We start from the raw sequence: 22,993 nt of genomic DNA on the forward strand, positions 1-22,993 counted from the left end.
TCAATCGTAATGATTGATGACCCTGCACATTTGTGTTCGTCGAAACTGTATTCAGTTTTCAAAGGTCTACCGTTGTTTGCTCATTTCAAACAAACAACTTAATCAGTTTAACAAATTGTCAACTACCTGTCAAGAACTTTTTATTAACATTTCTTAGCAAGTCGGCGAAAAGTAATGAATCTCAAGCAATCAGCAACTCATCGCCGCGACAACGTTATCTAATATACAAAGATTGTCATCATATGTCAACGACTTATCAAAAGTTTTTCAATTATTTTAAAAAGTATGAATATTAAGCTCTATTAACTTTAATTCATTCTGTAAAATTCGAATATTCTTACGAATATAAGCGGAATTAGTCGTCAACCTATTATTGAAAAATTTTTAATCAATAAAAAAACGCCGACAAAGCTGCCGACGCTTCTTTAAATCAAGCACAAAATTATTTGGTTGCATCAAATACGAAATTAGATGGCGTAAATTTGACGCGGTATGCACGGTAAACGTATGTCCGGTCAGTTTTCGATGAACTGATAGTCAAGTTAAATACCTGGTTGTTGTTCTTATCAACTTCGATAATATTGCTTTGACTACCATCATGCTTGTAGCCAAAGTCAATCAAGGTATTGCCATTGCTTAAACGCTGTGCCGAGCCAATCACCCGTGTAAAGTTATCCTTACCCAAGCTCTTACCATAAGACCAAGTCTGCTTGATGGTTTTCTTCTTAGTATCAATCGTGTACTGAACCGCTTGTGAGTACTTGCCAGATGTCTTGGCATTACCGTTTGTGACATCAATGTTGTTATCATAAAGCAACACTTTTAGTTTCCCATTTTTACTGCTCAAAAGCGTCAAATCATGCTGATCACCGGTAATCGTCGTACCTTTGGCTGGTGTCAACAGTTTGCTGCGATACTTCTTTGGCCATGAGCTTTTCTTTTTGCCAGAGTAGATCCAGTTAATTTTACCTGACTTATAGTTGATCGACATTGTTATATCCTGATTACGTGCTGAAACCAAGAGATTACCCGTCTTTTGATCATAGTAAAGCGAGTTCATGTGCAGCCAGTCGATCTTGCCACCCTTGGTTGTAGTACTGCTGTAGTTGCGGTACATGCTTGAAGGCAGCAATTTCTTAAAGTCGATTACCTTGACCGTCTTACCAGTCTTGTAATCAATTTCGGCGATCACGTCTTCCGCGTACTTGTCACCGCCAGAGATCGTTACCAACAGATTATGATTTGACAGTTCAAGCGCGTCATGATGAACCGCGGTAATGTATTGTTCAAGTGAGCTCTTACCAAGCTTGTCGCTGAAACGATAACGCCGATAGATGCGGCCAAGGTAATCAGTTTCAGATAAGATGTTGTAGGACCCTTTATTGCCATTCGTCCGGTTTTGAATCAGCAAATGACCATTACTGAGCTGAACAAACGTGTGCCGGCTATAAAGCGTTGAATACCAGCGAATATTACCATCAGCATCGACAGCAAATGGTTCTTCAGAGGTCTTGTTGATGTAGGTCAGCTCGTTATTGCCGATCTGCATCTTGGACTTATTGCTCTTTGAAACCGTGATCTTAGTCTGGCGCAGGTTCTTAGGCAGCTTGCCCGTTTTAATGGTAAACGTTTTTTGTTCCGTCGTGCCATCTTTGTAGGTAAGCGTGACGTCAAGCTACCCCCGAATAAAATTCGGGGGCTTGTAGACTTCACCCATCAGTTCATCGCTGAATGAGTTACTAGCTACAATTTGCCTAGATAAAGCCAGCGCAGCAACATCTCAGATAATAAATTATCTTCGGATGGCACTACGTCTTACAGCCAATAACTAGGCCATTTAAGATCAAGCTAACGCTTAATCTAGGGGCGCAAGTTTCCAAACGTCCCTTTCTAAAACTAATAAATTGCTTCTAGATTCTGGTCGGGTCTGCTTAGCAAGCGTTGCCCCTTCGCTAAGATATTCAAAGCAGCATTGTGATCACGAATGTGATGAACATGGCAATTAGGACAAGTCCATTCACGATCATGAAGAGTTAATCGTTTGGTACCTTTGCTGCCCATCACGAAGCCGCAATCATAACAAGTTTGGGTTGTGTAAGCTGGATTAACTTCGACAAACGTGCGTCCATACAGCGGGGCCCTATATTCCAGCATACCCAAAAAAGTCCGCCAACCAACATCGGAAATACTCATTGCCAGGGCATGATTTTTAAGCATATTTTTACTCTTCAAGTTTTCCGCAACTACCAAATCGTGGCTCTTGATTAGTGCAGTCGAGGTTTCATGAAGAAAGTTTAGGCGCCGATTACGAATCCGTTGATGGATTTTGGCAACGACCAGCTTCTCCTGCTGGTAATTCTTGCTTGCCCACAAAGGACGATGCTCTTTTTTGGCACGCCGTGCCCGGCGAGAAAGAATTCGTTGGTGTTTTGCCAAGTGCTTCTTGATGGCACGATAATAGTGGGGATTAGCAACCTGCTTCTGATCACTGGTAGTAAGAAAGTTTTCGGTGTTTAGATCAATACCAACTGCTTGATTGGTATTGGGTAAAGCCTGGTGGAACGGCTCATCACTTTTAAGCAGTAATGAAACGGTCCATTGCCCGGTCGCGTAGTGCTTAATTGTAACAGTGGCAATCCGTACCAACCGATTAGTTGGCAATGAACGGTGTAATTTCACCTTAATAGAACCTAACTTCGGTAGCTGAATATGGTTATGATCTAAAAATTTGATTGACCCATTATAAAGTGAAGGAGTTCCCCCGTGTTTCTTTACGGTTGCACTCGAATAATGATTGGAAGTCGAATATGACTGAACAGAACGGCTTTTGCACTTAAACTTTGGTTTTCCGGCAGTGTGTACTTTCCGAAACATATTCCAAGCGGCTTTATAATTAACTTCGGTATTGGTGAACATATCACTATCAAGGTCATCATCACCAAGCCAAGGATATTGTTGAGCAGTGATACGAGCTAAACCAGTCGGCCGTTTCTGGCTCTTCTTAATTACCTTGCCGTTCTTGTCATAACGCCAATATGCTTCTGGAATTGGGTATCGCTTATCAAGTTTGTTTTTGATAATTCTACTATCAGTCCAGCTATTAGCTAACAATTGGTTATAAATGAACCGTGAAGCATTCAGATTCTTCCACAAAATCTTTTCTTGTTTCCAATTTGGATATAAGCGTAGCTTTAGTCCCATCATATATGGCAAATCTTCTTTTTTCGGCATGTTATTTCACCCCCCTTTACTAATTTCCATTGTACTACTAAATATCGGAATGCCACATTTACAACGCCAGCACTAGTCAACGAGACGAAAGATATTCTAAGCACATTGCCAATCTTCATGATATTACGATAGAAAAAATGGAAGTGATGCCAGATCATATTCATATGTTGATCAGTTTTAAGCTCAAGTATTCAGCAACGAATATCGTTAAGGCACTAAAGGTTGGCAGTGCGCGAATATTCCTGCGTAATCATTCAGAAATCAAGCAAAAGCAGTACTGGGACGGCCATTTGTGGTCACGTAGCTATTACATGGGGACACTACTGCACTAATAAAGGGGCATTCCTCCCCCGATTAAAATCGTGGGATTCCTGCCCGAGTTTTAATTGAACCTGGTTGGAGTAGTTGGCATAAAGCCCCACGATCGGTACCTGATGCGTAGTCTTATACCCCTTAACCGTATTGGTAATCGAGGTGTTATCCGTCTTGCCGACAACCGTGTAAGTTACCTTAGCGACCTGGTCTGTTTTAAAGATCATCAAGGCGGTCAGCGGCGAGGTGCCATATGGATTAACCTTGACGTAAGCATTATTCAGCGTCCGCGTAGTACTTTTGACGATTTTAGCGTAGCTTTTGGTCTGCTTGGATGTTGGATTATTCTTCAGCAGATGACTGTTGATGTTCTTAATAATCTGCTTATCAAAAATCACTCCGAGCGAATAACGACGATAGCCCAGCCAGCCGCCAACGCCGCATAAGACCAGCAGCAACGCAATCAGTACCAGCCAGCGTCCCTTTTTGTGATGCAAACAATCACTTTCCTTAAATTGAATTAATATTCTGCCTTGATTGATACTCTATCGAAAGCCCGACCATCAAAGCTGATATGCAAAGTTTAAAAAAGAATTGCGAATCCTTTTAGGAGAAGTTTTGAATAAAGAAACGACAAAATGTAAATTTTATACGATATAAATTTTGCGTTTCTTAATTTTTGCCTTTAATAAATTCATCAAAAAGTCAATTTCAGCGCTTTTTTGACATTTAGCAAGCTTTTCGACAAATAGCGAAATTTAATCCTATTATTACTTGGTTTTTGCATTATAATAGGAATGTAAGCACTTTAATCACGATAATTCATCAGAAAGGTGGCTGTTCAATGAGTACTCAAACAAAATTTTCTGAAAAAGACATCGTTAAGACCAACCCGATCTTCTCACGGACGCGGACGACGATTGAATCGGCATTTTATGCCAACAATATGACACATATTGCCGATACCGCGACTGCTTATCGTTTGGCGGCTGACAACCCTAATACCATCGTTACCGACCTGCCAATCAAGCATACCGAAGAACTGGGGCTGCCAGCCGATGCCAAGATGCTGGTTGACAACCATGGTCAGATCGTGGGCCGGACTGCGGCAGCACGGCGTTTGATCGGTTCACCAGACGTTGATGCCGAAAAAATCGATGGCGTCTTGCGCGAAGCTATCTATGAAGGTCATGAACGCGACTTTTACACGACGGACGTAATCGTGGGGCTAGATGAAGACTTTATGGTAAAGGCGCACTTGGCTCTGGCAGAAGGCTTTGAGGTCAATCTGCTTTCCTACATGCTCAACTTCCAAACAGCTACCGAAAATTGGCTGAAGCGCTATGCCGATTCACGGGCCTATGACGAAGGCGACATCTATCTGTACTGCGACCCATACTGGAGCAATCCTGACTATCCACATGGCCTGGTTGTCATCGATGCTCAGCACAATGCGGCCGCGGTTTTGGGGCTGCGCTACTTTGGCGAGCTTAAAAAGTCTACTTTGACACTGGCCTGGGCAACCGCGCACCGACATGGTTTTACGGCTTGTCACGGTGGCGAAAAGACTTTCCACTTCAGCGACCGTGATGATCAGACTTTTGCCTTCTATGGGCTTTCCGGATCAGGCAAGTCTACGCTGACCCACGCTAAGCACGACGGCAAGTTCGATATTACCGTGCTGCATGACGATGCGTTCGTAATCAATCGTGAGGACGGCAGCTCCACGGCTCTTGAACCTGCCTATTTTGACAAGACCAACGATTATCTGCCAGGCAGCCGCGAAATTCAGTACTTTACCACGGTGATGAATGTTGGCGTCACGCTTAATGAAGCCGGCCAAAAGGTACTGGTAACTCAAGATCTGCGCAATGGCAACGGGCGGACCATCAAAACGCGCTACGCTTCTACCAACCGAGTGGACCGCGAAATTGCCCCAATCAACGCCGTCTTTTGGATCATGAAAGATGACAGTCTGCCACCAGTCGTTAAACTGACTGATCCCGTCACCGCGGCTACGTTTGGCCTGACGCTGGCTACCAAGCGCTCTACCGCTGAAAACGTGGTGGGAGCTGATCGCAATGCCCTGGTTATCGAACCATTTGCCGACCCATTCCGTGCCTATCCATTAAGCGAGGACTATCAAGACTTTAAGGCTTTGTTTGAAAAACGCCATGTTGACTGCTATATTGTCAACACCGCCAACTTCAACGGCTTAGACATCCCTAAAGAACTGACATTGAAGGCTTTGGAAGACATTGCCCAAAACCAGGCCGCCTTCCAGCCATTTGGCAAGCTGGCCAACATGGAATACATTGCCTATGATGGCTATCCTGTCGACTTTAACGATGCCGAATACGTGACTAAGCTCAAGACGCGCCTTGAAATTCGGCGTGATTGGGTTAAGAACTATGAAGCTCAGCACTCGGGCGAAAAGCTTCCATCTGAAATTCTGACCAGTCTGGATAATCTGATCAACTCCCTAAACTAATTAAATACTAACAACCTTGATCTTCCAGCGCTGAACTGCTTAATGCGGCTCAGCGCTTTTTAGATGCGACGTCAAACTTTTTCGCGCGACAAGATCATAGTTTTGATCAATTTTCATAACATGGTTGGTCAGCCAGATTTGATATTGATCAACATAATACGGATCAATCGGACGACAGCTGGCTTCATAAAAAACACGCTCCCGTTCTATAATATAGCCAATCAGCGCCTGCCTCCCCATTTTGGTGGCCGTATCGGGTAAAAGTCGGCGCGGCCCTTCAATTTTTGCCAGCGGCACGACTTGCGATGGACGCTCTACTTTATAATCAAGTTTTTGCTGAGTACCAAAATATCCTTTGACGTAGCTGGCAACCCGACCATCAAACTGCAGCAAGTCGCCAGTCAACAATTCGCCTAAAGCTAAGAAGCCTTTCGTATAGTTAAGCCATAAATGATCAGTAATCAGTTCCCCAGTCTCTGATAAGGCAACTTGGGTGAGTAAGAGCGTCGGCTGATAGTAACGATATCTTTTCTTATAGCCAACGCGTTCAAAACGATCGATAAACGTGTGTCGCTTTTGGCTGCCGAGCTGCTTAAGCTTTTTTCTCATTTTTTCTGCTTCCTTTCTCAAATCATCTATCAGCGTCTTCATAAATGCTTTAGTCGATTTAAGCAGAAATGCATTTTTAGGGAGAAAAGTTCTGAATTTACGTAGCATAATATAAAAAGCAATCGCACACCACCAGTTTCCCAAAAGCTGGTATAGCGGGATTGCTTTTCTCAAAGTCGTTATCGATTATTAATTTTATCTTCCAGCCAGGCCAATTGATTTTCTTGGCGACTGATCGCCCGAGCTAAAATCAAGTAATGGCCATAATGCTGATCAATCTGTTCTTGACGGCTGAACAATGTTTGTCGACGCTTGCGCAGGTGATTAAGACTGTTGCTGACCAATTGAATCTGGTGCTTAAACAATTTTTCCAGTCGCGGATCATTACGATCATTGATGAAAAAAGTCTTTAAAGAAAAAAGGTCTTTGGATACTGGGAGCTTATCAACAGGTTCCATCAGCCAGTCGTTAATAATCTCATGTCCATAAGCTGTTAGACGGTAATGTATCTCTTTATCATTATCTTCTTTGGAGTAGCTTTCAATCCAACGATCTTGTTCCATACGCTTTAGCTCTGGATAAACCTGACTATGTGATGATTGCCAAAATTCCCCGATATCAAAGCGAAACTCATCCATAATCTGCTTTCCAGTACAGTCCTTATTAAGCAGGATCCCCATAATAACATAGGGCAGTATCCTTTTTTGCGGCATTTTGCAGCATCCTTCCTTATCTGATTCTGCAAAACATTATATAACAAGCTACTTAGCCAGACGATGGTAATTTTCATCAAAGAAACGGCCATTGCGAATATCGTCAGTCATGCCGGCATAAGGGGCTTCATTGATGACTTCTTCATTATCCTGACCAGCGTCGCCCATGTAGGTAATCGTCGCAAACTCAGGCACTACTAATTTTGGATAGGTTTCATACTTTTCACGCGATTCATGCATTAAATCAATGTGTTCGTTTTGGAAACAAACCGTAATTTCTGGATGTTCCTGTACCCATTTTGGAAAGAAAATCGTACCATTAAGCTTATGTTCATTAGGAACGAAATCCAACGCGACATCAGTTCCCGTTGGTTCAGTCCAGGCAATCTTGTAAATTCCTTCCGTTAATTGATGAATGTGCGCTGGTTGATCCTTAACCCAACGGCCGGCAACCATTCCGCCATGAATCCGATAGTCAACCGTATGATCATTTTTAGCGTACCATTCATATTCCCAGCCATTGTCATACGTATAGATGAAATGTGTTCCCAAAAAGTCATCCAGCGTTTTGAAATGTTTGTCCATGTGATTTAAGTTTGCCATATTTATTTCCGCCTTTCATAAATGTCGTTATCAACATAAAATAGATTATCACTTTATGTCGTTATCGTCAAATATCACCGACTAAAATAATTTGACCCCCATTCCCAAAAATACTTTTGAGAATGAGGGTCTATTGAAAATTTTTGGATTTATTTTAAAGGCTTAATAACACGATTAATCTTCACTTTGTTTGGGCAAAGCAAACGATACGATCAGCGCGATAATTGCCAAAGCCAGCGTAAAGTAAAGTCCCGTGTGTACCCCGGACGTAAAACGCATCGCTTGGCTGCCAACTGCCGCATGCCGGCCTAATTCCAAGAAACTGGTAGCCAGAGCAGTTGCCAATGCTCCAACGATCTGCTGCATCGTATTCAAAATCGTACTGCCATCACTGGAGGCTGGTCCCCGCAATGCATTTAGAGCACTGGTCTGCGCTGGTGACATTGCCAATGGACAGCCAATCATCAAAATCACGTGAGCCGCAATTACATATGCAACTGCAGAATGATCAGTCGTCAAAAGCAGCATGACGATCCCGACGATGGCAATCACAAAACCAATCATGACTGGACGCTTGGCCCCAATTGAATCATACATCCGTCCAGCAAACGCGGAAACCAAAGCATTTACCAGACCACCTGGCAACATGACGATCCCAGTTAAGGCAACGGCCAACAGTAAGCCATTTTGCAGATACATTGGCATCAGATACATGGCCGAAAGAATAATACCAAAATCAAGCATGACCAATACAGCGCCAATTGTAAATGCCTTAACTTTGAAAACGCGCAGATTTAAGATCGGCGTTTCTAGTTTCAGCTGACGAATCACATAAGCAATCAATACCAAAATCCCAACCGCAAACGAGCCTAAAACTGGCCAAGAACCCCAGCCATCCAGACTGGACAGACTCGCGCCAATTACCAGACCAGAAAAGCCAAGCACGGATTCAATGATTGAAAGCAGATCAATGTGAGGACGCGTTGGCTGACCAATGTTTTCCAAAGCAGTTACGGCCAGGCATAAGGCGATGACCAAGAAAATTTCAAATGACCAAAAGATCCAGCGCCAGGAAAGCTTGGCCAGAATCAAACCAGTCAAAGTTGGCCCAATTGCCGGGGCAAACATGATTACCAAAGCGCAGATGCCCATAATGCTACCAATCTTTTTTGGTGGGAAAATCTGCATCACAATCGTAAACATCAGTGGCAGAATCAGACCGGTTCCAATCCCTTGAATCATTCGACCCACCAATAGAACCGCAAAGTTAGGCGCCAGTGCTGAAATTGCCGCACCGATAATAAAATCCAGCAGGGCAAAAATCACAATCTGGCGAATCGTAAACCACTTGGCAATCAAACTGGACAGCGGCAAGACGATCCCAATAACCAGCATGTAGCCAGTCACCAGCCATTGTAAGACGGCCGTACTGGTATGAAAGACGATCATCAGCTTTGGCAGCGCGATGTTTAATGAAGTTTCACTAAACATACCGACAAAAGCCCCCAAAAGCAGACTGGCCATCGTCAAGCCAGGGTGTTTGACGCGAAAAGCAGGTTCAGAAAAATTTTGCATATATTTTGCTCCTTTAATCAAATTGACTTGATTAAAGACCAAACAGCAAGCAGACTTAATTTGATGTATTCAATTAACGCTAACTCTTAATCTTAATCAGCATGTTTGCCATTCTAGCAAAAATTGCCTCGGTTTCGTAAGTACTTTTTTTGTAAATGGCAAATTTTTTCTAAAATCACCTGTCTTGCGCTTTTATCAAGAAACTTTGATACGATTTGCTGCAGTTGATCATATACAAATGTAATGTTTTTAATTACAATTAACACAAAAATATAAAAGAAAGCAGGTATCACAATGCGCAAACCAGTTCCCATGTTAGACAGCCATCTGTCAGGCGATGAATTTCTCAAGCTGATTGTCGATAGTTTTCAGTCCGTTGTGTTTGGCACGGTTGATCAAAATGGCGATCCCCATACCAACGTCGCTGATATCGAGGTTTTAGACGGCAACCGGCTGATTTTTGCAACGACCTATCAAAAACCATTTTATCAACGTTTAAAGATTCATCCCCGCATCTCGATCACGGCTTTAAAAGGCAGCGAAACTCTGGACAGTGTTGGCTTCACCTTAACCGGCACGGCAACTGAGGTCAATCAGCAGTATCTGGAGCAGATTTTTGACGCTCGACCGGAAATGCAGCAGATTTCATTAAATCATTCTGAACGACGCAGCATTTTAAGACCATTTGCCATTACGCCGATTACCGGTTCGATTTACGACCTGCGCCAACAGCCGATTTTCCAGAAGCGAATTGAATTTTAAAGCTGGCTGTCTCAAAACTCATCTAAAACAGCACGACCCTGCCGCAAATTTTGCGTCAGGGCCGTTTTGGTATGCTTAACTCAGATATATCGTTATAGAAGGCTATAATCCTCTTGTTATTATGATGTGCTTACATTCCATTTTCTATTTATAATTATCTCAGATCGCCTAGACAGATTTTGTCTACATGAAAATATAAATAAAAAATTAGGGAAATTCCATGAAAACATATAAATCAACTACCAGCGAACGGCAGCTTTTCATCTATCAGCAATTGACTGCCGGCCGCCATATTCAAAAATTACAGCTAGCCAAACAGTTTACCGTTGACGCGCGGACTATTCAGCGGGATTTTGCCAATCTGCGAGCATTTATTGATGAATATCTGCCCGAATACACGCTGAATTATGACCGTCAAAACAATTCCTACTGGCTGTCTGCCAACGGGATCGGATTAAACAAGGCGCAGTGTCTTTGTCTCATCAAGATTCTAACCGCCAGTCGGGCCCTCCCCAAAGATCAGCTGATCGAGCTTTCCAATCGTCTTTTAAAAATTCTCGACGAAAAAGATGCTCAAAAAGTCAAACAATTGATTAGCAGCGAGCAAAGCACATATCAGCCGCTACGTAATCTTCAAAATAAAGACTTGATGAATCTGATCTGGAACTTTTCGGAATATACTCTCCTGCATCGAACCATTCGCATCGACTACCGCAATCAGGCCGGCCATATCAAAGCGCACACTATTATTCCGTTGGCGCTGACGTTTTCTGACAACTATTTCTATCTCATCGGCTACACCAATACATATCAAAAAAACATCATCTACCGCTTGGATCGCATTATTGATTATCACATTTCGCAAAAAAGCATCCCACAATCCGAATGGCAGTCTCATCAATGGAATGAGGGTCTGACCAAGAAAAAGCTGCAGCTGATGTATCCCGGCAAAAACGTTAAGATTCTTTTTGAATACCGCGGTGTCGTTGAAGCGGCGCTGGATAAATTCCCGCTTTCCAAAATAGTTCAACCAAAAACCGATCAGCAGCCGGCGATTATTGAAGTCGAAACTTATGATACCGGCGCGATGATGTGGCTGCTTAGTCAAAAAGACATGGTTACGGTGCTTGAGCCAGAATGGTTTCAGAAACAGATGATCACGACTCTGCAAAAAATGCTCAGTAATTATCAATAAAGACAGAAAATGGCTCCACCACGATCTTCGTGACAGAGCCATTTTCATTTTGCATTATTTTGCTTAAGCAACTGGATACGCAACTTCCTGATTTCCCTGTTCAAAGGCCGTCAGATGATTCTCAACTCGGTAAAGCGCCTTGCTGAATGAGTCAAGCTACTCCCGAATAAAATCCGGGGGCTTGTAGACTTCACCCATCAGTTCATCGCTGAATGAGTTACTAGCTACAATTTGCCTAGATAAAGCCAGCGTAGCAACATCTCAGATAATAAATTTGATTGGTGGACTTTCATCCTGGTAGTATCAGTATTTCTACCATTAATGGCTGCATAGACGCCATAGAATGTCATATAATACAAACATGATGATTAGAAGGCCGGTGCGCAAAACGGTGTTGAGGTAGCTCCTCACGTACCGAACCGGTTGAGGGCGCTTAATAGGCGCTCTTTTTTACTAGCTCACAGCGTTAATGATGTGGGCTTTGTTTTGGATCTTTGTCAAATCGTAATTGTAGCTTAAGGGGACGGCTTTTGTCCTCTTTTTAATACCCGAAATCTAATATCAGCACTCACCAATACAAGATAGTGTAGATCCAACATACCAAGCTTAAAATGTCTGAATGGCATAAAACCGACCAAACAAAAACGCCCACTGGAATGCGCGATGTTGCGCTCTCCAGGCGGGCAGTCGAAATATATCGTGATCGGTACGCTTATGCTGATGGTCACGGCTATCTGTTCACTACTAAACATCATACACCGATTCAAATTTCAGCATTCAATACTTTCTTGAGAAACGCAGCTAAGAAGTTAGCAATTGACAAACCAGTCAGCTCTCACATCTTTCGCCACACTCATATCTCTAAGCTGGCTGAGCTAGGCGTGCCGATATACGTTATCCAGCAGCGGGTTGGCCACTCTAATAGTCGGGTTACTCAGGAAATCTACACACACGTTACTCATGAAGCGCTTGTGAAAAATCTTGATCAATTGGAAAATTTATGATAAGTTGGCTACTTATTGGCTACTTAGGACTGCAAATTGGCCAAAAATTCACAAACTCAATTGGCATTTTAAAAATTAGGCAAAAAGAAAAACCCTTGCACAGCAAGGGTTTTGGTCGACACTCGACTACTTAACGTCGCGACGGCGTTCAGGAATACGAGCGGACTTACCAGTACGTTCACGCAGGTAGTACAGCTTAGCACGACGAACGCGACCGTAACGGACAACTTCGATCTTAGCAACACGTGGGGAGTGAACTGGGAAAGTACGTTCAACACCGACACCGTTACTAATCTTACGAACAGTGTAAGTAGCAGAAATGCCTGCACCGTGACGCTTGATAACGACACCTTGGAAGATCTGGATACGTTCACGAGTACCTTCAACGATCTTGGCGTGGACGCGAACCGTGTCACCGGCGCGGAATTCTGGAATGTCATCGCGCAGTTGGCTGGCGGTGATCTTTTCAATCAATTGGTTTTGACGCATAATATTTTTTCCTTTCGTCGATATTCTTGCCCGATTTCAGCAGCGGAATACCGTTGTTATGGCCATAAAAAGCCAAGACATAATATAACATATTCCCCTAACGACTGCAAGGTTAAATTACTTGACAACCTTTTTAAACTGCTGATTCAGGTTTGAATGCTTGATTCCATAGGCAAAGTAGATTATCAAACCAATAACGAACCAGCCAATCATCAGCAGTTTGGCATCAATATTCAAACCAGCAAAAATAACGATTGAATAGACAACCGAGATGGCTGGCAAAACCGGATAGCCCGGCATCTTAAACTTGGCTTCCGGCAGGTCGACGCCTTCTCGTTTCCTTAACGCGTAGATTCCCAATGAGACAAAGATAAAGGCAATCAGGGTTCCGGCCGAAACCAGCGTCGCCAAAAACGTAAATGGAAATACGGAACCGAGAATCATCGCCAGCACCGTGATCAGCCACAACGCGTGATCGGGAACGTGCTTATCATCAATATGACCCAGCCGGCTTGGCAGCAGACCATCCCGCCCAAACGCATAGATCAGACGCGATGAGGCCAGCAGAATTGCGATCAAGGCTGAAAAAATCCCAATCAAGGCTACCACCGAAAGCAGGTTGGCCGTTAAATAATGACCTGAATGCCGCAGTGCCCAGGCAGCCGGTTCGGCATTATTGGCATAGCGGCTGTATTTAAACATCCCCACTAAAACCAGCGAAACGGCAATGAAAAAGCCTGTTCCCAACAGCAGCGTGCCAATCAATCCTTTGGGCATCGTGTGCTGAGGATCCTTGGTTTCAGCAGTATTGGCCGCAATTGCATCAAAGCCCACATAGGCGATGAAAATCTGCGAAGATCCAGCCAAGATCCCCTGCCAGCCTCCAAAAGTCGTTCCTGGTCGGTGTGCGGGGATAAACGGTACATAGTTTTGCGGATGAATGGCAGTCGCGCCAATTACGACAAACATGATAATCACGATCAGCTTGACGGCCACGATCGTATTCTCGACGCGGCTGACCTGATGAATGCCACGTGCGATCAAGCAGCCGACAATCAATATCGCCATCGCCGCCAAAATATCGACATACGAGCCCTTAGCCGGATTAAAGCCACCAGTCAGGGCAACTGGCAATTTAACGCCGAAACTGCCCAAAAAGCCCTGCATATACGCCGACCAGCCCGAGGCAACGAACGCTACGGAGATAAAATATTCCGCCAGCAGCGCCCAGCCCGCGATCCAGCCAAAAAACTCGCCAAACAAAACGTTCATCCAAGAAAACGCCGAACCGGCAAACGGCAGCACTGAGGCCGTTTCCGCGTAGGCCAAGGCAGAAAGTCCCGCCCCGATTGCCGCCACGATAAACGCCAATGGTACGGCTGGTCCGGTATGTTCAGCAGCTACGATCCCTGGCAGAGTAAAGATCGCCGTCCCCACGACCATCCCCGTCCCCAGACCGATCAGATCCAAAGTCGTCAATGAAGGCTCCAGCGATGCATCCTTGAGCTGATAGACGGTTGGATCTTCTTTTGCCAGCAGCCGTTTTAAAAACTTATTCTTGATCATGCGCGTCGCCTACTGCATCGTTGGGTCTTCACCCAGTTTAATGTCTTGAAGCATAATCTGCTGCTCGCGGGACAGTTTGGCCTGTTCAAGCAGATCGGGGCGGCGTTCCCAGGTGCGCTTTAACGATTGATACATCCGCCACTGCCGAATTTTTTCATGATTGCCGCTGGTCAGCACTTCTGGCACCTTCATCCCGCGAAACTCAGCTGGCCGCGTGTATTGAGGATATTCCAGCAGCCCATTGCTGAACGAGTCGCCCATTGAAGAAGACATATTGCCCAAGACACCTGGCACGAATCGCACCGTGGCATCAATCATAACCATGGCCGCCAATTCACCACCGGTCAGCACGTAGTCACCTAGCGAGGCTTCATCGGTTACCAGCTGGCGAATTCGTTCATCATAACCTTCATAGTGACCGCAGATAAACGTCAAGTGTTCTTCTTGGGCCAGTTCTTGAGCGTAGTCTTGATCGAACTTGCGCCCAGCTGGATCCATTAAGATGACACGGCCTTTCGGATAGTTTTCTTTTTGAGCTTCTTCATCAATTGCCGCCATCGCATCAAAAATCGGCTGAGCCTGCAGCAGCATGCCGGCACCACCACCAAACGGCGCGTCATCGACATGATTGTGCTTGTCGGTTGTAAAATGACGAAAATCAGTTACATGAATATCCAAAAAACCATCATCCTGAGCCCGCCCCACGATTGACTGACCCAACGTTGGCTTAAACATGTCCGGAAACAGACTTAAAACATCAATTCGCATTATTCCAGTCCTTCCATTAATTCAACGTCGACTTCGCCCTTGTCCAGATCAACGTTTTTGACAACATCATCAATTACCGGCAATAAAAGATCGCTTTGACCGGTTCGTTTGACGACCCAGACGTCATTGGCACCTGGCGAAAGAATCTCTTTGATTACGCCCAATTCGCGTCCTTCCAGCGTCTTAACCGTCAAGCCAATGATTTGATGGTAGTAGTATTGACCCTCTTCTAAAGGCTGCTGTTCGTCTTCAGTCACCATTAATTCGTGGTCACGGAAACTCTGCACGTCATTGATATTGTCATAGCCTTTAAACTTAACCAACCACATTCCCTTATGCTGACGCGCGCCAGCAACTTCCAGGCGTAATGGCTCACCGGCAGACTGCTTTAGATAAAGGACCGCGCCATTTTGGAAACGCTCTTGAGGAAAATCAGTCGTGGCAATCACGCGAACCTCGCCGCGAATTCCATGCGTATTGACGATTTTACCAACATTATAATATTGCATTTAAAAAATCCTCCGAATAATAGAAAAACTCCCACAGAGTTGGTGTGGGAGTTTTTATTTAATGTCGATGGTCATTAATCACCAACCGGACTTTCTTAGAGTTGGGCCGCTTAGAACGCATGCCTTCGACTACGGTACGCAGTGCGGAAGCAACATGTCCCTGCCGACCAATCACGCGACCGACGTCAGCCGGATGAACGTCGAGGACGTACCGGTGATACCGATCAGTCTCTGATTCGGTGATGCGAACTGCATCCGGATGCTTGACCAACGGCGTGACCAGGGTACGAATCAGTGTCTCTAGATTTGTCTCAGTCATGACTATTTACCACTACTTCTTGGAAGCGTACTTGGCTTCGTGCAGCTTCTTCATGATACCAGCTTTTTGGAACATGTTGCGAACAGTATCTGAAGGTTGGGCACCCTTTTGCAGCCAGTCCATAACGGCGTCTTCGTCGAACTTAACTTCCTTTGGAGTGGTCAGTGGGTTGTAAGTACCCAGCGTCGTGATGAAACGGCCATCACGTGGTGAACGTGAGTCGGCAACCACGATACGGTAGAATGGGCGCTTCTTAGAACCCATACGCTTTAAACGGATCTTTACTGACATTGATTCACACCTCCTTGATTTTTTCTAACAGCTAATAATATACCAGTCATTCAAGTGAATGTAAAGTATTTTTTCTTGACAGGCTAAACTTTTTTCAAAAACATTGTTGCATCAATAATAGTCTATCAAAATTTCTAAAATTAATACAAGCTAAATAAAAAATCCCCGCCTGATTGATAGGTAGGGATCGTTTAATGATTAGTCGCGCCGCAGCTGCATGTGTTTGGCACTGATGCGTGAGACCAGCATCATCAAAAGCGTCCAGACAACCACGCAGGTGATCAATGTCACGATAATAGCCGTTTCGGCAGCTTGGCCGGTCAGATTGATCGACCAGTTGGCGCCGATGAGTTCAAAGATACCCAGTTTACTTAAAAATAGCGTCAGATAGTAAATGACAAACATTGCCAAAATTGGGCCACCGATTGCTACGATAAGCTTCCATTTCCGACTGAGCAAGCCAAAGAAGTAGCCGATTGCCATTGCCGTCATCGTCGTTTCAAACAGCAGCAACAGCTCAAACAACAGACCCCACCAAATTGAAATCGAGTTATTGTAGATGATTTTCTCAGATAGCGAACCGTTTGCCAAGAAGTTGAAAATAATAATTGCCAATTCTTGGATCAGTGTGATTACTACGGCGCTGATCATTTGCGAGCGCCACAAAGTCTTGCGTGAGATACCGTTTTGAATCGTCCATTTAAAATTGCTGTATGGCGTGATCAAGAAATAAACAAATGGCGTAACGCTGGCAATAAACGTCCAGCCGCTAAAGATCCCGCGCAGATCATCCAATAAGTCACCAAAGCCAATTCCTCCAAAGATCAGGTTGACAATGGCAAAGAAAACTTGAATTGCGGCCAGCCAGATTGCGGCAATCACAAAGTCCCTGCCGCAGCGGTATAGGTCAGTTCGAATCACGAGTTTTTGTTTTGCTGAAATCATAATGCTCCCCCTACTTCTTCGTCAGATAGATAAAAGCCTGCTGCAGGTCCGGATGCTTGATTTGAATCTGATCCGGAATCTCCTTTTCTTCACTCAGCGCGCCACGTACGAACGCGGTCTTGATGCCAGCTAGACTGCGCGTTCCCAATACGTTTTGATCCTTAACGTACTCTTCAACCAGCATTGCCGGACCACTGATTACAAACATCTCAGCTAAAAGATCATCAACATCGGCATCAACCGTAATCTTTTCATTATCCAGAATAAAGATGTGCTCAACCAGCTGCTGGATCTCCTCAATCAGGTGCGTTGACAACACATAGGTCTTGACGTTTTCTTCATAAGCCTTGAGCAGTTCTTGGTAAAAAACGTCGCGATGGTTGGCATCCAGTCCCAGAATCGGTTCATCCAAGAAAACATAATTAGCGTTGACCGATAATGCCACGATCAGCTTAGCCGCCGTCTGCAGACCGGTCGAAAGATTACTCAGTTTTACGTTCTCGTCTTGAATATCAAATTCTTTTAACAGCCGCCGTGCCCGATTAAAATTAAAGCTGCCATAAGAAAGATCCGCCATTTCCCACATTTGTTTTAAAGTCACGTGCTTAGGATAGAGACTGACCTCGCTCATCAGATAAAACTGCGTTAATGCCGCGTCATTATCATTGATATCATCATTCCCCAGCTTAATCGTACCGCTGTTTGGCAGGATTCGATTAACGATCAGATTCAATAGCGTTGACTTACCGGCACCGTTGCGTCCCAACAGACCATAAATCTTGCCCGGCTCCAGCGTCATATTGATGTCGTTTAAAATCGTCTGGCGGCCATAGTTTTTATTCAGGTGACTGATTTTTAATGCTTCCATCTTGGTACCCCCGTTTAATCAATTCAATCAAATGTTCTTCAGTAATTCCCAGCTTGCTGGCCTCTTCCAGCAGGCTTTTAATATAGGTTTCATAAAATGTGTCTTTACGTTCTTCAACTATCTTGGCTTGAGCTCCCGCTGCTACAAACATTCCCAAGCCGCGATGCTTTTCTAACAGCCCCCGATCAACCAGCTGTCGCATGCCTTTGAGCACGGTCGCCGGATTGATATGCAACTCTTGAGAAAGCTGCGTAGTTGAAGGCGCCTGCTCTCCTTCCTTCAACAGACCGGTAAAGATCATGTCTTCCAATTGATCAGCAATCTGTTGATAGATTGGCTCCGTTTGGTCAAATTCAAACTGCATGACCAGACCTCCCTATTTATCTCCTTGGTTAATTACATAAGTAACTAAGTAAATAATACCAAAGCTTTGTTTTTTTGCAAGTATCAAATAAAAAATATCTGCTGCTAATTAAGCAAAACGCTTGTTCCATAAGGCTTTTGACGATCCAGAATTATCAGTTCGTGCATCATTCAAGATCTATTTTCAATTTGAGCCGACTCAATGAGTAACCAACAACTAACTAGCAGCTGAACTTTCTGAGCATCAATTACAGCTGCTGGTGATTTTGGTCATCCAATGCTGTAACAAGTTTTTTGGACAAATTAAAAACCCTGCCTCGCAGTTGAGACAGGGTTTGAATTAAGTTATTCGTGATTGGTTTTTAACTTGGCTGAATAAAGAAAGTCACCAAACCAAAACCATATTTTAGCGGCGCTTGTGCTTGTTGCGCAGCTTCCGCAGTTTTTGCTGCTGCCGCTTTTTGGCTTGCCGAGCCATGCGATTCATCGCCATTTGACCCATCTTGCCGCCCATGCCAGGCATCTGACCGCCCATCATGTTCTGCAGACCGCCAAAATTGCCGTTGGTAACCTGCTTCATCATCTTGCGCATCTGGTTGAATTGCTTGATCATCCGGTTAACCTCAACAATCGGCCGACCAGAACCAGCTGCCAGACGTCGCCGCCGACTTGGGTTCATCAGATCAGGGTTTTCTCGCTCTTCAGGCGTCATTGACAAAATGATGGCCTTGATGTGGGCAAATTGCTTAGGATCAATATTGATGTTCTTCAAAGCCGGATTGTTGGCCATCCCTGGCATCATCTTTAAGATGTTTTCCAGCGGACCCATCTTGGTAACCTGATCCATCTGCTCCAAAAAGTCGTTGAAGTCAAACTCGTTGGCGCGCATCTTGTCCATGGTTTCTTGGGCTTTTTCCTCATCGAAGTTCTTTTGAGCCTTTTCGATCAGGGTCATCATGTCCCCCATGCCCAAAATTCGTGAGGCCATACGATCTGGATGAAAGACATCGAGATCTTCCATCTTTTCACCCTCACCGACAAACTTGATTGGCTTGCCAGTAACCGCCCGAATCGACATGGCCGCCCCACCACGGGTATCACCATCCAGCTTGGTCAAAACAACGCCAGTGATATCCAGCTTATCGTTGAACCCTTCAGCCGTCTTAACCGCGTTTTGACCAGTCATGGCATCGACGACCAGCAGAATTTCATTTGGTTGAGTCAGATTTTTGATATTGACCAACTCATCCATTAATTGCTCGTCAATCTGCAGCCGCCCAGCCGTATCGATGATTACATAGTCGTTATGATTCTGCTTGGCCTGCTCCATCCCGTCTCTAACGATGTCGACGGGATCTTTTTCTGTGCCTTCCTCAAAAACCGGCACGCCAATCTGATCAGCGACCTGCTGCAGCTGCGTAATTGCGGCTGGTCGGTAAACGTCGGCCGCGATAAACATTGGTCGGGCGTTTTCTTCATTTTTCAGACGCAATGCCAGTTTACCGGCCGTCGTCGTTTTACCAGCACCTTGCAATCCGACCATCATGATTACGGTTGGAATGTGTGGTGCCTTGTTCAGCGGTACGGCTTCCTCACCCATCAGCTTGGTTAATTCTTCATTAACGATTTTAACGATCTGCTGAGCAGGATTTAAGCCCTTGAGTACCTCGGCTCCGGCGGCCTTTTCACGAACCGTTTTGACAAAGTCCTTAACAACGGCAAAGTTAACGTCGGCTTCCAAAAGTGCCAACCGGATCTCACGCATGGTTTCGCGCAGATCGGCCTCCGTCACTTTGGGCTTGCGCCGCAGTTTTTCCATCGCCTTTTGCAGACGATCAGTCAATCCTTCAAATGCCATTTTTTACTCCTCTTTTCATCAGGCCGAGCAAATGCAGCCGATGAGGTTAATTTATAGTTCAAACAGTTTCTATTATAACAAAAAGATTTTATCATTATAAACTACTTGGCAGTGAGTTATAAATCTTTTAGCCATTCCACCCGTGTCCTAAGCTGCATCGCGCTAACTTAGACCATTCAATCAGTACTTAAACTATTCTGATCACGTTCTGAGACCTTAATCAGATCCCAAACGACAAAACAAGCAAATATTCGCGTTCTAGGCTGCTGTAGCAATATCAATCAAAAAAGCTGGTCAACTCAATCCGAGTCGACCAGCTTGATTTATTCTTCTTCCATGTTTTCCATATTGGCAATCAGATTATTCAATTCGGCATCATCTGGATAATGCTCCTTGACATAGCGTTGAATCCGATCCGCCTGGCGATTGCGCATCTCAAAATCAGCATAGAGGTGCAATTTGTCCTCATAGCTTTCCAAAATTTTTTCGGTCCGCTTGATGTTGTCATAGACTGCCTGCCGCGAAACCTCAAATTCTTCGGCAATCTCGCCAAGCGAATAGTCGTCGGCATAATAGAGCTGAATATATTCGTTCTGCTTTTTGGTCAGCAGTGGCTGGTAGAACTCAAACAGTGCGTTGATACGCTCGTTTTTTTCAATATCCACGGCCAGCACCTCTTATTTTTCGACAACCAGACCTTTGAATAGTCCGTAGACAAAGTCGCCAGCATCAAACTTCTGCAAGTCGGTAACCTTTTCGCCCAGGCCAACGTACTTAACCGGCAGATGGAGCTCATTTCTAATCGCCAGCACGATCCCACCACGCGCCGTACCATCCAGTTTGGTCAAGACGATGCCGGAAACATCAGTACTTTCCTTAAACAGTTTGGCTTGGTTCAAGGCATTTTGACCAGTCGTGGCATCCAAAACCAATAGCACTTCATGCGGTGCATCCGGAATCTCACGCGCCATGATCCGCTTCATTTTAGCCAGCTCGTTCATCAGATTGACTTTATTTTGCAGTCGGCCAGCCGTATCAACCAGTAAAATATCATAGTTCTCTTCTTTGGCCTTCTTGACCCCGTCAAAGACAACTGCGGCTGGATCACCATTGGCTGGGCCCATGACGATATCAACGCCATCACGCTTAGCCCAAACGTCCAGCTGCTCAACAGCCCCAGCTCTGAACGTATCACCAGCTGCCAGCAGCACGCGCTTGCCTTCATCCTTGAAGCGCTTGGCCATCTTACCGATTGTCGTGGTCTTACCGGCACCATTGACCCCGACGAACATGATGACAGTTGGACCTTCTTTTGCAAAGTTGAGGTCGGGATTTTCATCAATCCCCGCGTCCTCATAAAGATCAACCATCTTTTCAATGATGACGTTGGAGACATCCTGCTTGCTCTTGGCATTTTGCAGCTTAACCTCTTCACGCAGCTCATCAGAAATCTTCATTGCCATATCATAGCCAACGTCGGATTCAATCAAGAGGTCTTCCAAGTCTTCAAAGAAATCCTCGTCAACGTGACGGAAATTAGCTAAGAAGTGGTTCAATTTGGCGCCAAAACCGATCCGTGACTTTTTCAGACCGCGATCATACTTTTCAGTCGTGGATTCTTCAGTCTGACTTTCCGTTTCGTTTTCAGCTGCGACAGCTTGTGAGTCACTCTCCGTGTTTTTGTCATCATCAGCCTCAGTCGCTTTATCTTTCGTAACGTCAGCCGACTGTTCTGCTGCTTCGCTAGCCTCGCTTTGAGTTGATGCTTTTTCGGTTACATCCGCAGTCTCACTTGCAACAGTATCGGTTACTGATGCAACTTCATTGGTTTCAACCGTTGATTTGTTTTCATCATTAGCTTCTGACTCAACTGCTTGTACCTTTTCAGCAACTGCTGACTGTGCCTGTTTTGATGCCACTGCTTCATCACTAGCTGCCGATTCAGTAACTGATTGAGCTGATTGGACCGCTTGTTCTTTGGCCGCAGCAGCACTTTGTTGAGCAGCCTGTGATTGAGCTTGTTCGGCTGCTTCTTGAGCTTCTTTACGTGTTGCATCAGACTGAGCGGCCTGTTCTTTGGCTGTAGCAGCACTTTGTTGAGCAGCCTGTGATTGAGCTTGTTCGGCTGCTTCTTGGGCTTCCTTACGTGCTGCATCAGACTGGGCCGCCTGTTTTTCGGCAATTACAGCGGATTTTTGCTTGGCTGCAGTCATTGCCGCATCTTTTTCATCAGCCTGGTCAGCTGGCTGAGTAGATGCTGAAGCGGCCTCACTGACTGCAGATTCTACTGATGCTTGGCTTGCTGCGTTTTCAGTAATTTCGCTAGCCACAGCTGGGCTCTCCACCGCTTCTGCAGTTCTGCTTTCACTGACAGCACTCTCACTGGCCACAGTTTCAGCGACTGTAGTTTCGCTAGCCGCAGCTTGGCTTTCAGCATTTTCGCTAGCCGCGGATTCCGGTACTGCTTCTTTTTTATGCTTGGACTTGCGACGAAAAATATCAAATAATCCCATTATTGCGCC

At 44.9% G+C, this 22,993-nt stretch carries 23 protein-coding genes and 1 pseudogene; 5 read left to right on the forward strand and 19 right to left on the reverse strand.

The window, feature by feature from the left end; all coding sequences use genetic code 11:
• Positions 1-442: 442 nt before the first annotated feature.
• Together HF864_RS06230 and HF864_RS06235 are read right to left on the reverse strand one after the other, a co-directional pair.
• Positions 443-1,621, reverse strand: a complete 1,179-nt coding sequence (locus HF864_RS06230) for an aryl-sulfate sulfotransferase (RefSeq protein ID WP_346774611.1) — start codon at positions 1,619-1,621, stop codon at positions 443-445.
• A gap of 275 nt (positions 1,622-1,896) precedes the next feature.
• Positions 1,897-3,231: an RNA-guided endonuclease TnpB family protein gene (locus tag HF864_RS06235; protein ID WP_169462142.1), complete on the reverse strand. Its 1,335-nt coding sequence runs from the start codon at positions 3,229-3,231 to the stop codon at positions 1,897-1,899.
• A 36-nt stretch (positions 3,232-3,267) separates the two neighbouring features.
• On the opposite strand from HF864_RS06235, the pseudogene tnpA reads away from it, so the two are divergent.
• Positions 3,268-3,563, forward strand: a pseudogene (tnpA, locus tag HF864_RS06240) (IS200/IS605 family transposase); the annotation flags it as partial.
• Here tnpA and HF864_RS06245 read toward each other — a convergent pair.
• On the reverse strand, positions 3,552-4,040 hold the full coding sequence (locus tag HF864_RS06245) for an aryl-sulfate sulfotransferase N-terminal domain-containing protein (RefSeq protein WP_240936888.1): 489 nt from the start codon (positions 4,038-4,040) through the stop codon (positions 3,552-3,554). The pseudogene tnpA and the gene HF864_RS06245 sit on opposite strands and share 12 nt — an antisense overlap.
• Positions 4,041-4,387: 347 nt before the next feature.
• Here HF864_RS06245 and HF864_RS06250 point away from each other — a divergent pair, with 347 nt between their 5' ends.
• Positions 4,388-6,034 (forward strand): phosphoenolpyruvate carboxykinase (ATP), encoded by a 1,647-nt coding sequence (locus tag HF864_RS06250; RefSeq protein ID WP_169462143.1) that lies wholly within the window; start codon positions 4,388-4,390, stop codon positions 6,032-6,034.
• Positions 6,035-6,073: 39 nt separating this feature from the next.
• Here HF864_RS06250 and HF864_RS06255 read toward each other — a convergent pair whose 3' ends face one another.
• The 4 genes from HF864_RS06255 to HF864_RS06270 all read right to left on the reverse strand — a co-directional run bounded on the left by HF864_RS06255 (position 6,074) and on the right by HF864_RS06270 (position 9,534).
• Positions 6,074-6,643, reverse strand: a complete 570-nt coding sequence (locus HF864_RS06255; RefSeq protein WP_169462144.1) for a hypothetical protein — start codon at positions 6,641-6,643, stop codon at positions 6,074-6,076.
• A 179-nt stretch (positions 6,644-6,822) separates the two neighbouring features.
• Positions 6,823-7,356 carry a PadR family transcriptional regulator gene (locus HF864_RS06260; protein WP_169462145.1) on the reverse strand — a complete coding sequence of 178 codons (534 nt, stop codon included), beginning with the start codon at positions 7,354-7,356 and terminating at the stop codon, positions 6,823-6,825.
• Between the two features lie 48 nt (positions 7,357-7,404).
• Complete coding sequence (locus HF864_RS06265; protein ID WP_033935200.1) at positions 7,405-7,941, reverse strand: phenolic acid decarboxylase; 537 nt, start codon at positions 7,939-7,941, stop codon at positions 7,405-7,407.
• 192 nt (positions 7,942-8,133) lie between these two features.
• The gene (locus tag HF864_RS06270; protein ID WP_169462146.1) at positions 8,134-9,534 is read right to left on the reverse strand and encodes a DHA2 family efflux MFS transporter permease subunit; all 1,401 of its coding nucleotides are present in this window, start codon (positions 9,532-9,534) and stop codon (positions 8,134-8,136) included.
• A 294-nt stretch (positions 9,535-9,828) separates the two neighbouring features.
• Between HF864_RS06270 and HF864_RS06275 the strand changes: the two genes are divergently transcribed.
• The 3 genes from HF864_RS06275 (at position 9,829) to HF864_RS06285 (ending at position 12,495) form a co-directional block, all read left to right on the forward strand.
• On the forward strand, positions 9,829-10,296 hold the full coding sequence (locus HF864_RS06275; protein WP_169462147.1) for a pyridoxamine 5'-phosphate oxidase family protein: 468 nt from the start codon (positions 9,829-9,831) through the stop codon (positions 10,294-10,296).
• Positions 10,297-10,516: 220 nt separating this feature from the next.
• The gene (locus HF864_RS06280; RefSeq protein WP_169462148.1) at positions 10,517-11,491 is read left to right on the forward strand and encodes a WYL domain-containing protein; all 975 of its coding nucleotides are present in this window, start codon (positions 10,517-10,519) and stop codon (positions 11,489-11,491) included.
• A 611-nt stretch (positions 11,492-12,102) separates the two neighbouring features.
• The gene (locus HF864_RS06285; RefSeq protein ID WP_169462149.1) at positions 12,103-12,495 is read left to right on the forward strand and encodes a tyrosine-type recombinase/integrase; all 393 of its coding nucleotides are present in this window, start codon (positions 12,103-12,105) and stop codon (positions 12,493-12,495) included.
• Positions 12,496-12,621: 126 nt separating this feature from the next.
• Here the strand turns inward: HF864_RS06285 and rplS are convergent, their stop codons facing one another.
• From rplS to ftsY, 12 genes are all read right to left on the reverse strand, one after another.
• Positions 12,622-12,984, reverse strand: a complete 363-nt coding sequence (rplS, locus tag HF864_RS06290) for a 50S ribosomal protein L19 (protein ID WP_006499633.1) — start codon at positions 12,982-12,984, stop codon at positions 12,622-12,624.
• A 117-nt stretch (positions 12,985-13,101) separates the two neighbouring features.
• Positions 13,102-14,550, reverse strand: a complete 1,449-nt coding sequence (locus HF864_RS06295; RefSeq protein WP_169462150.1) for an amino acid permease — start codon at positions 14,548-14,550, stop codon at positions 13,102-13,104.
• A gap of 9 nt (positions 14,551-14,559) precedes the next feature.
• Positions 14,560-15,318, reverse strand: coding sequence for a tRNA (guanosine(37)-N1)-methyltransferase TrmD (gene trmD / locus HF864_RS06300; RefSeq protein ID WP_169462151.1), 759 nt, complete (start codon positions 15,316-15,318; stop codon positions 14,560-14,562).
• Positions 15,318-15,827 carry a ribosome maturation factor RimM gene (gene rimM / locus HF864_RS06305; RefSeq protein ID WP_006499629.1) on the reverse strand — a complete coding sequence of 170 codons (510 nt, stop codon included), beginning with the start codon at positions 15,825-15,827 and terminating at the stop codon, positions 15,318-15,320. Before rimM ends, trmD begins: the two co-directional genes overlap by 1 nt.
• Positions 15,828-15,885: 58 nt before the next feature.
• Complete coding sequence (locus HF864_RS06310; protein ID WP_033935154.1) at positions 15,886-16,146, reverse strand: KH domain-containing protein; 261 nt, start codon at positions 16,144-16,146, stop codon at positions 15,886-15,888.
• Between the two features lie 12 nt (positions 16,147-16,158).
• The gene (gene rpsP, locus HF864_RS06315) at positions 16,159-16,437 is read right to left on the reverse strand and encodes a 30S ribosomal protein S16 (RefSeq protein ID WP_033935155.1); all 279 of its coding nucleotides are present in this window, start codon (positions 16,435-16,437) and stop codon (positions 16,159-16,161) included.
• A gap of 198 nt (positions 16,438-16,635) precedes the next feature.
• Positions 16,636-17,382, reverse strand: coding sequence for a hypothetical protein (locus tag HF864_RS06320; protein WP_169462152.1), 747 nt, complete (start codon positions 17,380-17,382; stop codon positions 16,636-16,638).
• A 10-nt stretch (positions 17,383-17,392) separates the two neighbouring features.
• The gene (locus HF864_RS06325; RefSeq protein ID WP_169462153.1) at positions 17,393-18,250 is read right to left on the reverse strand and encodes an ABC transporter ATP-binding protein; all 858 of its coding nucleotides are present in this window, start codon (positions 18,248-18,250) and stop codon (positions 17,393-17,395) included.
• Positions 18,219-18,614 carry a GntR family transcriptional regulator gene (locus tag HF864_RS06330; protein WP_169462154.1) on the reverse strand — a complete coding sequence of 132 codons (396 nt, stop codon included), beginning with the start codon at positions 18,612-18,614 and terminating at the stop codon, positions 18,219-18,221. Before HF864_RS06330 ends, HF864_RS06325 begins: the two co-directional genes overlap by 32 nt.
• 405 nt (positions 18,615-19,019) lie before the next feature.
• Positions 19,020-20,471 carry a signal recognition particle protein gene (gene ffh, locus HF864_RS06335; RefSeq protein ID WP_169462155.1) on the reverse strand — a complete coding sequence of 484 codons (1,452 nt, stop codon included), beginning with the start codon at positions 20,469-20,471 and terminating at the stop codon, positions 19,020-19,022.
• A gap of 323 nt (positions 20,472-20,794) precedes the next feature.
• On the reverse strand, positions 20,795-21,136 hold the full coding sequence (locus HF864_RS06340; RefSeq protein ID WP_033935160.1) for a putative DNA-binding protein: 342 nt from the start codon (positions 21,134-21,136) through the stop codon (positions 20,795-20,797).
• Positions 21,137-21,148: 12 nt separating this feature from the next.
• On the reverse strand, positions 21,149-22,684 hold the full coding sequence (gene ftsY / locus HF864_RS06345) for a signal recognition particle-docking protein FtsY (protein ID WP_169462178.1): 1,536 nt from the start codon (positions 22,682-22,684) through the stop codon (positions 21,149-21,151).
• Between the last annotated feature and the right edge of the window lie 309 nt (positions 22,685-22,993).

It is taken from the genome of Lactobacillus sp. MRS-253-APC-2B, from assembly GCF_012843675.1.
GTDB classification, from domain to species: domain Bacteria; phylum Bacillota; class Bacilli; order Lactobacillales; family Lactobacillaceae; genus Limosilactobacillus; species Limosilactobacillus pulli.

Coding starts and splice junctions, on each gene's coding strand:
- HF864_RS06235 (WP_169462142.1), bottom strand. CDS start 3,231: ATGCCGAAAAAAGAAGATTTGCCATATATGATGGGACTAAAGCTACGC.
- HF864_RS06250 (WP_169462143.1), top strand. CDS start 4,388: ATGAGTACTCAAACAAAATTTTCTGAAAAAGACATCGTTAAGACCAAC.
- HF864_RS06255 (WP_169462144.1), bottom strand. CDS start 6,643: ATGAGAAAAAAGCTTAAGCAGCTCGGCAGCCAAAAGCGACACACGTTT.
- HF864_RS06260 (WP_169462145.1), bottom strand. CDS start 7,356: ATGCCGCAAAAAAGGATACTGCCCTATGTTATTATGGGGATCCTGCTT.
- HF864_RS06265 (WP_033935200.1), bottom strand. CDS start 7,941: ATGGACAAACATTTCAAAACGCTGGATGACTTTTTGGGAACACATTTC.
- HF864_RS06270 (WP_169462146.1), bottom strand. CDS start 9,534: ATGCAAAATTTTTCTGAACCTGCTTTTCGCGTCAAACACCCTGGCTTG.
- HF864_RS06275 (WP_169462147.1), top strand. CDS start 9,829: ATGCGCAAACCAGTTCCCATGTTAGACAGCCATCTGTCAGGCGATGAA.
- HF864_RS06280 (WP_169462148.1), top strand. CDS start 10,517: ATGAAAACATATAAATCAACTACCAGCGAACGGCAGCTTTTCATCTAT.
- HF864_RS06285 (WP_169462149.1), top strand. CDS start 12,103: ATGTCTGAATGGCATAAAACCGACCAAACAAAAACGCCCACTGGAATG.
- rplS (WP_006499633.1), bottom strand. CDS start 12,984: ATGCGTCAAAACCAATTGATTGAAAAGATCACCGCCAGCCAACTGCGC.
- HF864_RS06295 (WP_169462150.1), bottom strand. CDS start 14,550: ATGATCAAGAATAAGTTTTTAAAACGGCTGCTGGCAAAAGAAGATCCA.
- trmD (WP_169462151.1), bottom strand. CDS start 15,318: ATGCGAATTGATGTTTTAAGTCTGTTTCCGGACATGTTTAAGCCAACG.
- rimM (WP_006499629.1), bottom strand. CDS start 15,827: ATGCAATATTATAATGTTGGTAAAATCGTCAATACGCATGGAATTCGC.
- HF864_RS06310 (WP_033935154.1), bottom strand. CDS start 16,146: ATGACTGAGACAAATCTAGAGACACTGATTCGTACCCTGGTCACGCCG.
- rpsP (WP_033935155.1), bottom strand. CDS start 16,437: ATGTCAGTAAAGATCCGTTTAAAGCGTATGGGTTCTAAGAAGCGCCCA.
- HF864_RS06320 (WP_169462152.1), bottom strand. CDS start 17,382: ATGATTTCAGCAAAACAAAAACTCGTGATTCGAACTGACCTATACCGC.
- HF864_RS06325 (WP_169462153.1), bottom strand. CDS start 18,250: ATGGAAGCATTAAAAATCAGTCACCTGAATAAAAACTATGGCCGCCAG.
- HF864_RS06330 (WP_169462154.1), bottom strand. CDS start 18,614: ATGCAGTTTGAATTTGACCAAACGGAGCCAATCTATCAACAGATTGCT.
- ffh (WP_169462155.1), bottom strand. CDS start 20,471: ATGGCATTTGAAGGATTGACTGATCGTCTGCAAAAGGCGATGGAAAAA.
- ftsY (WP_169462178.1), bottom strand. CDS start 22,684: ATGACTGCAGCCAAGCAAAAATCCGCTGTAATTGCCGAAAAACAGGCG.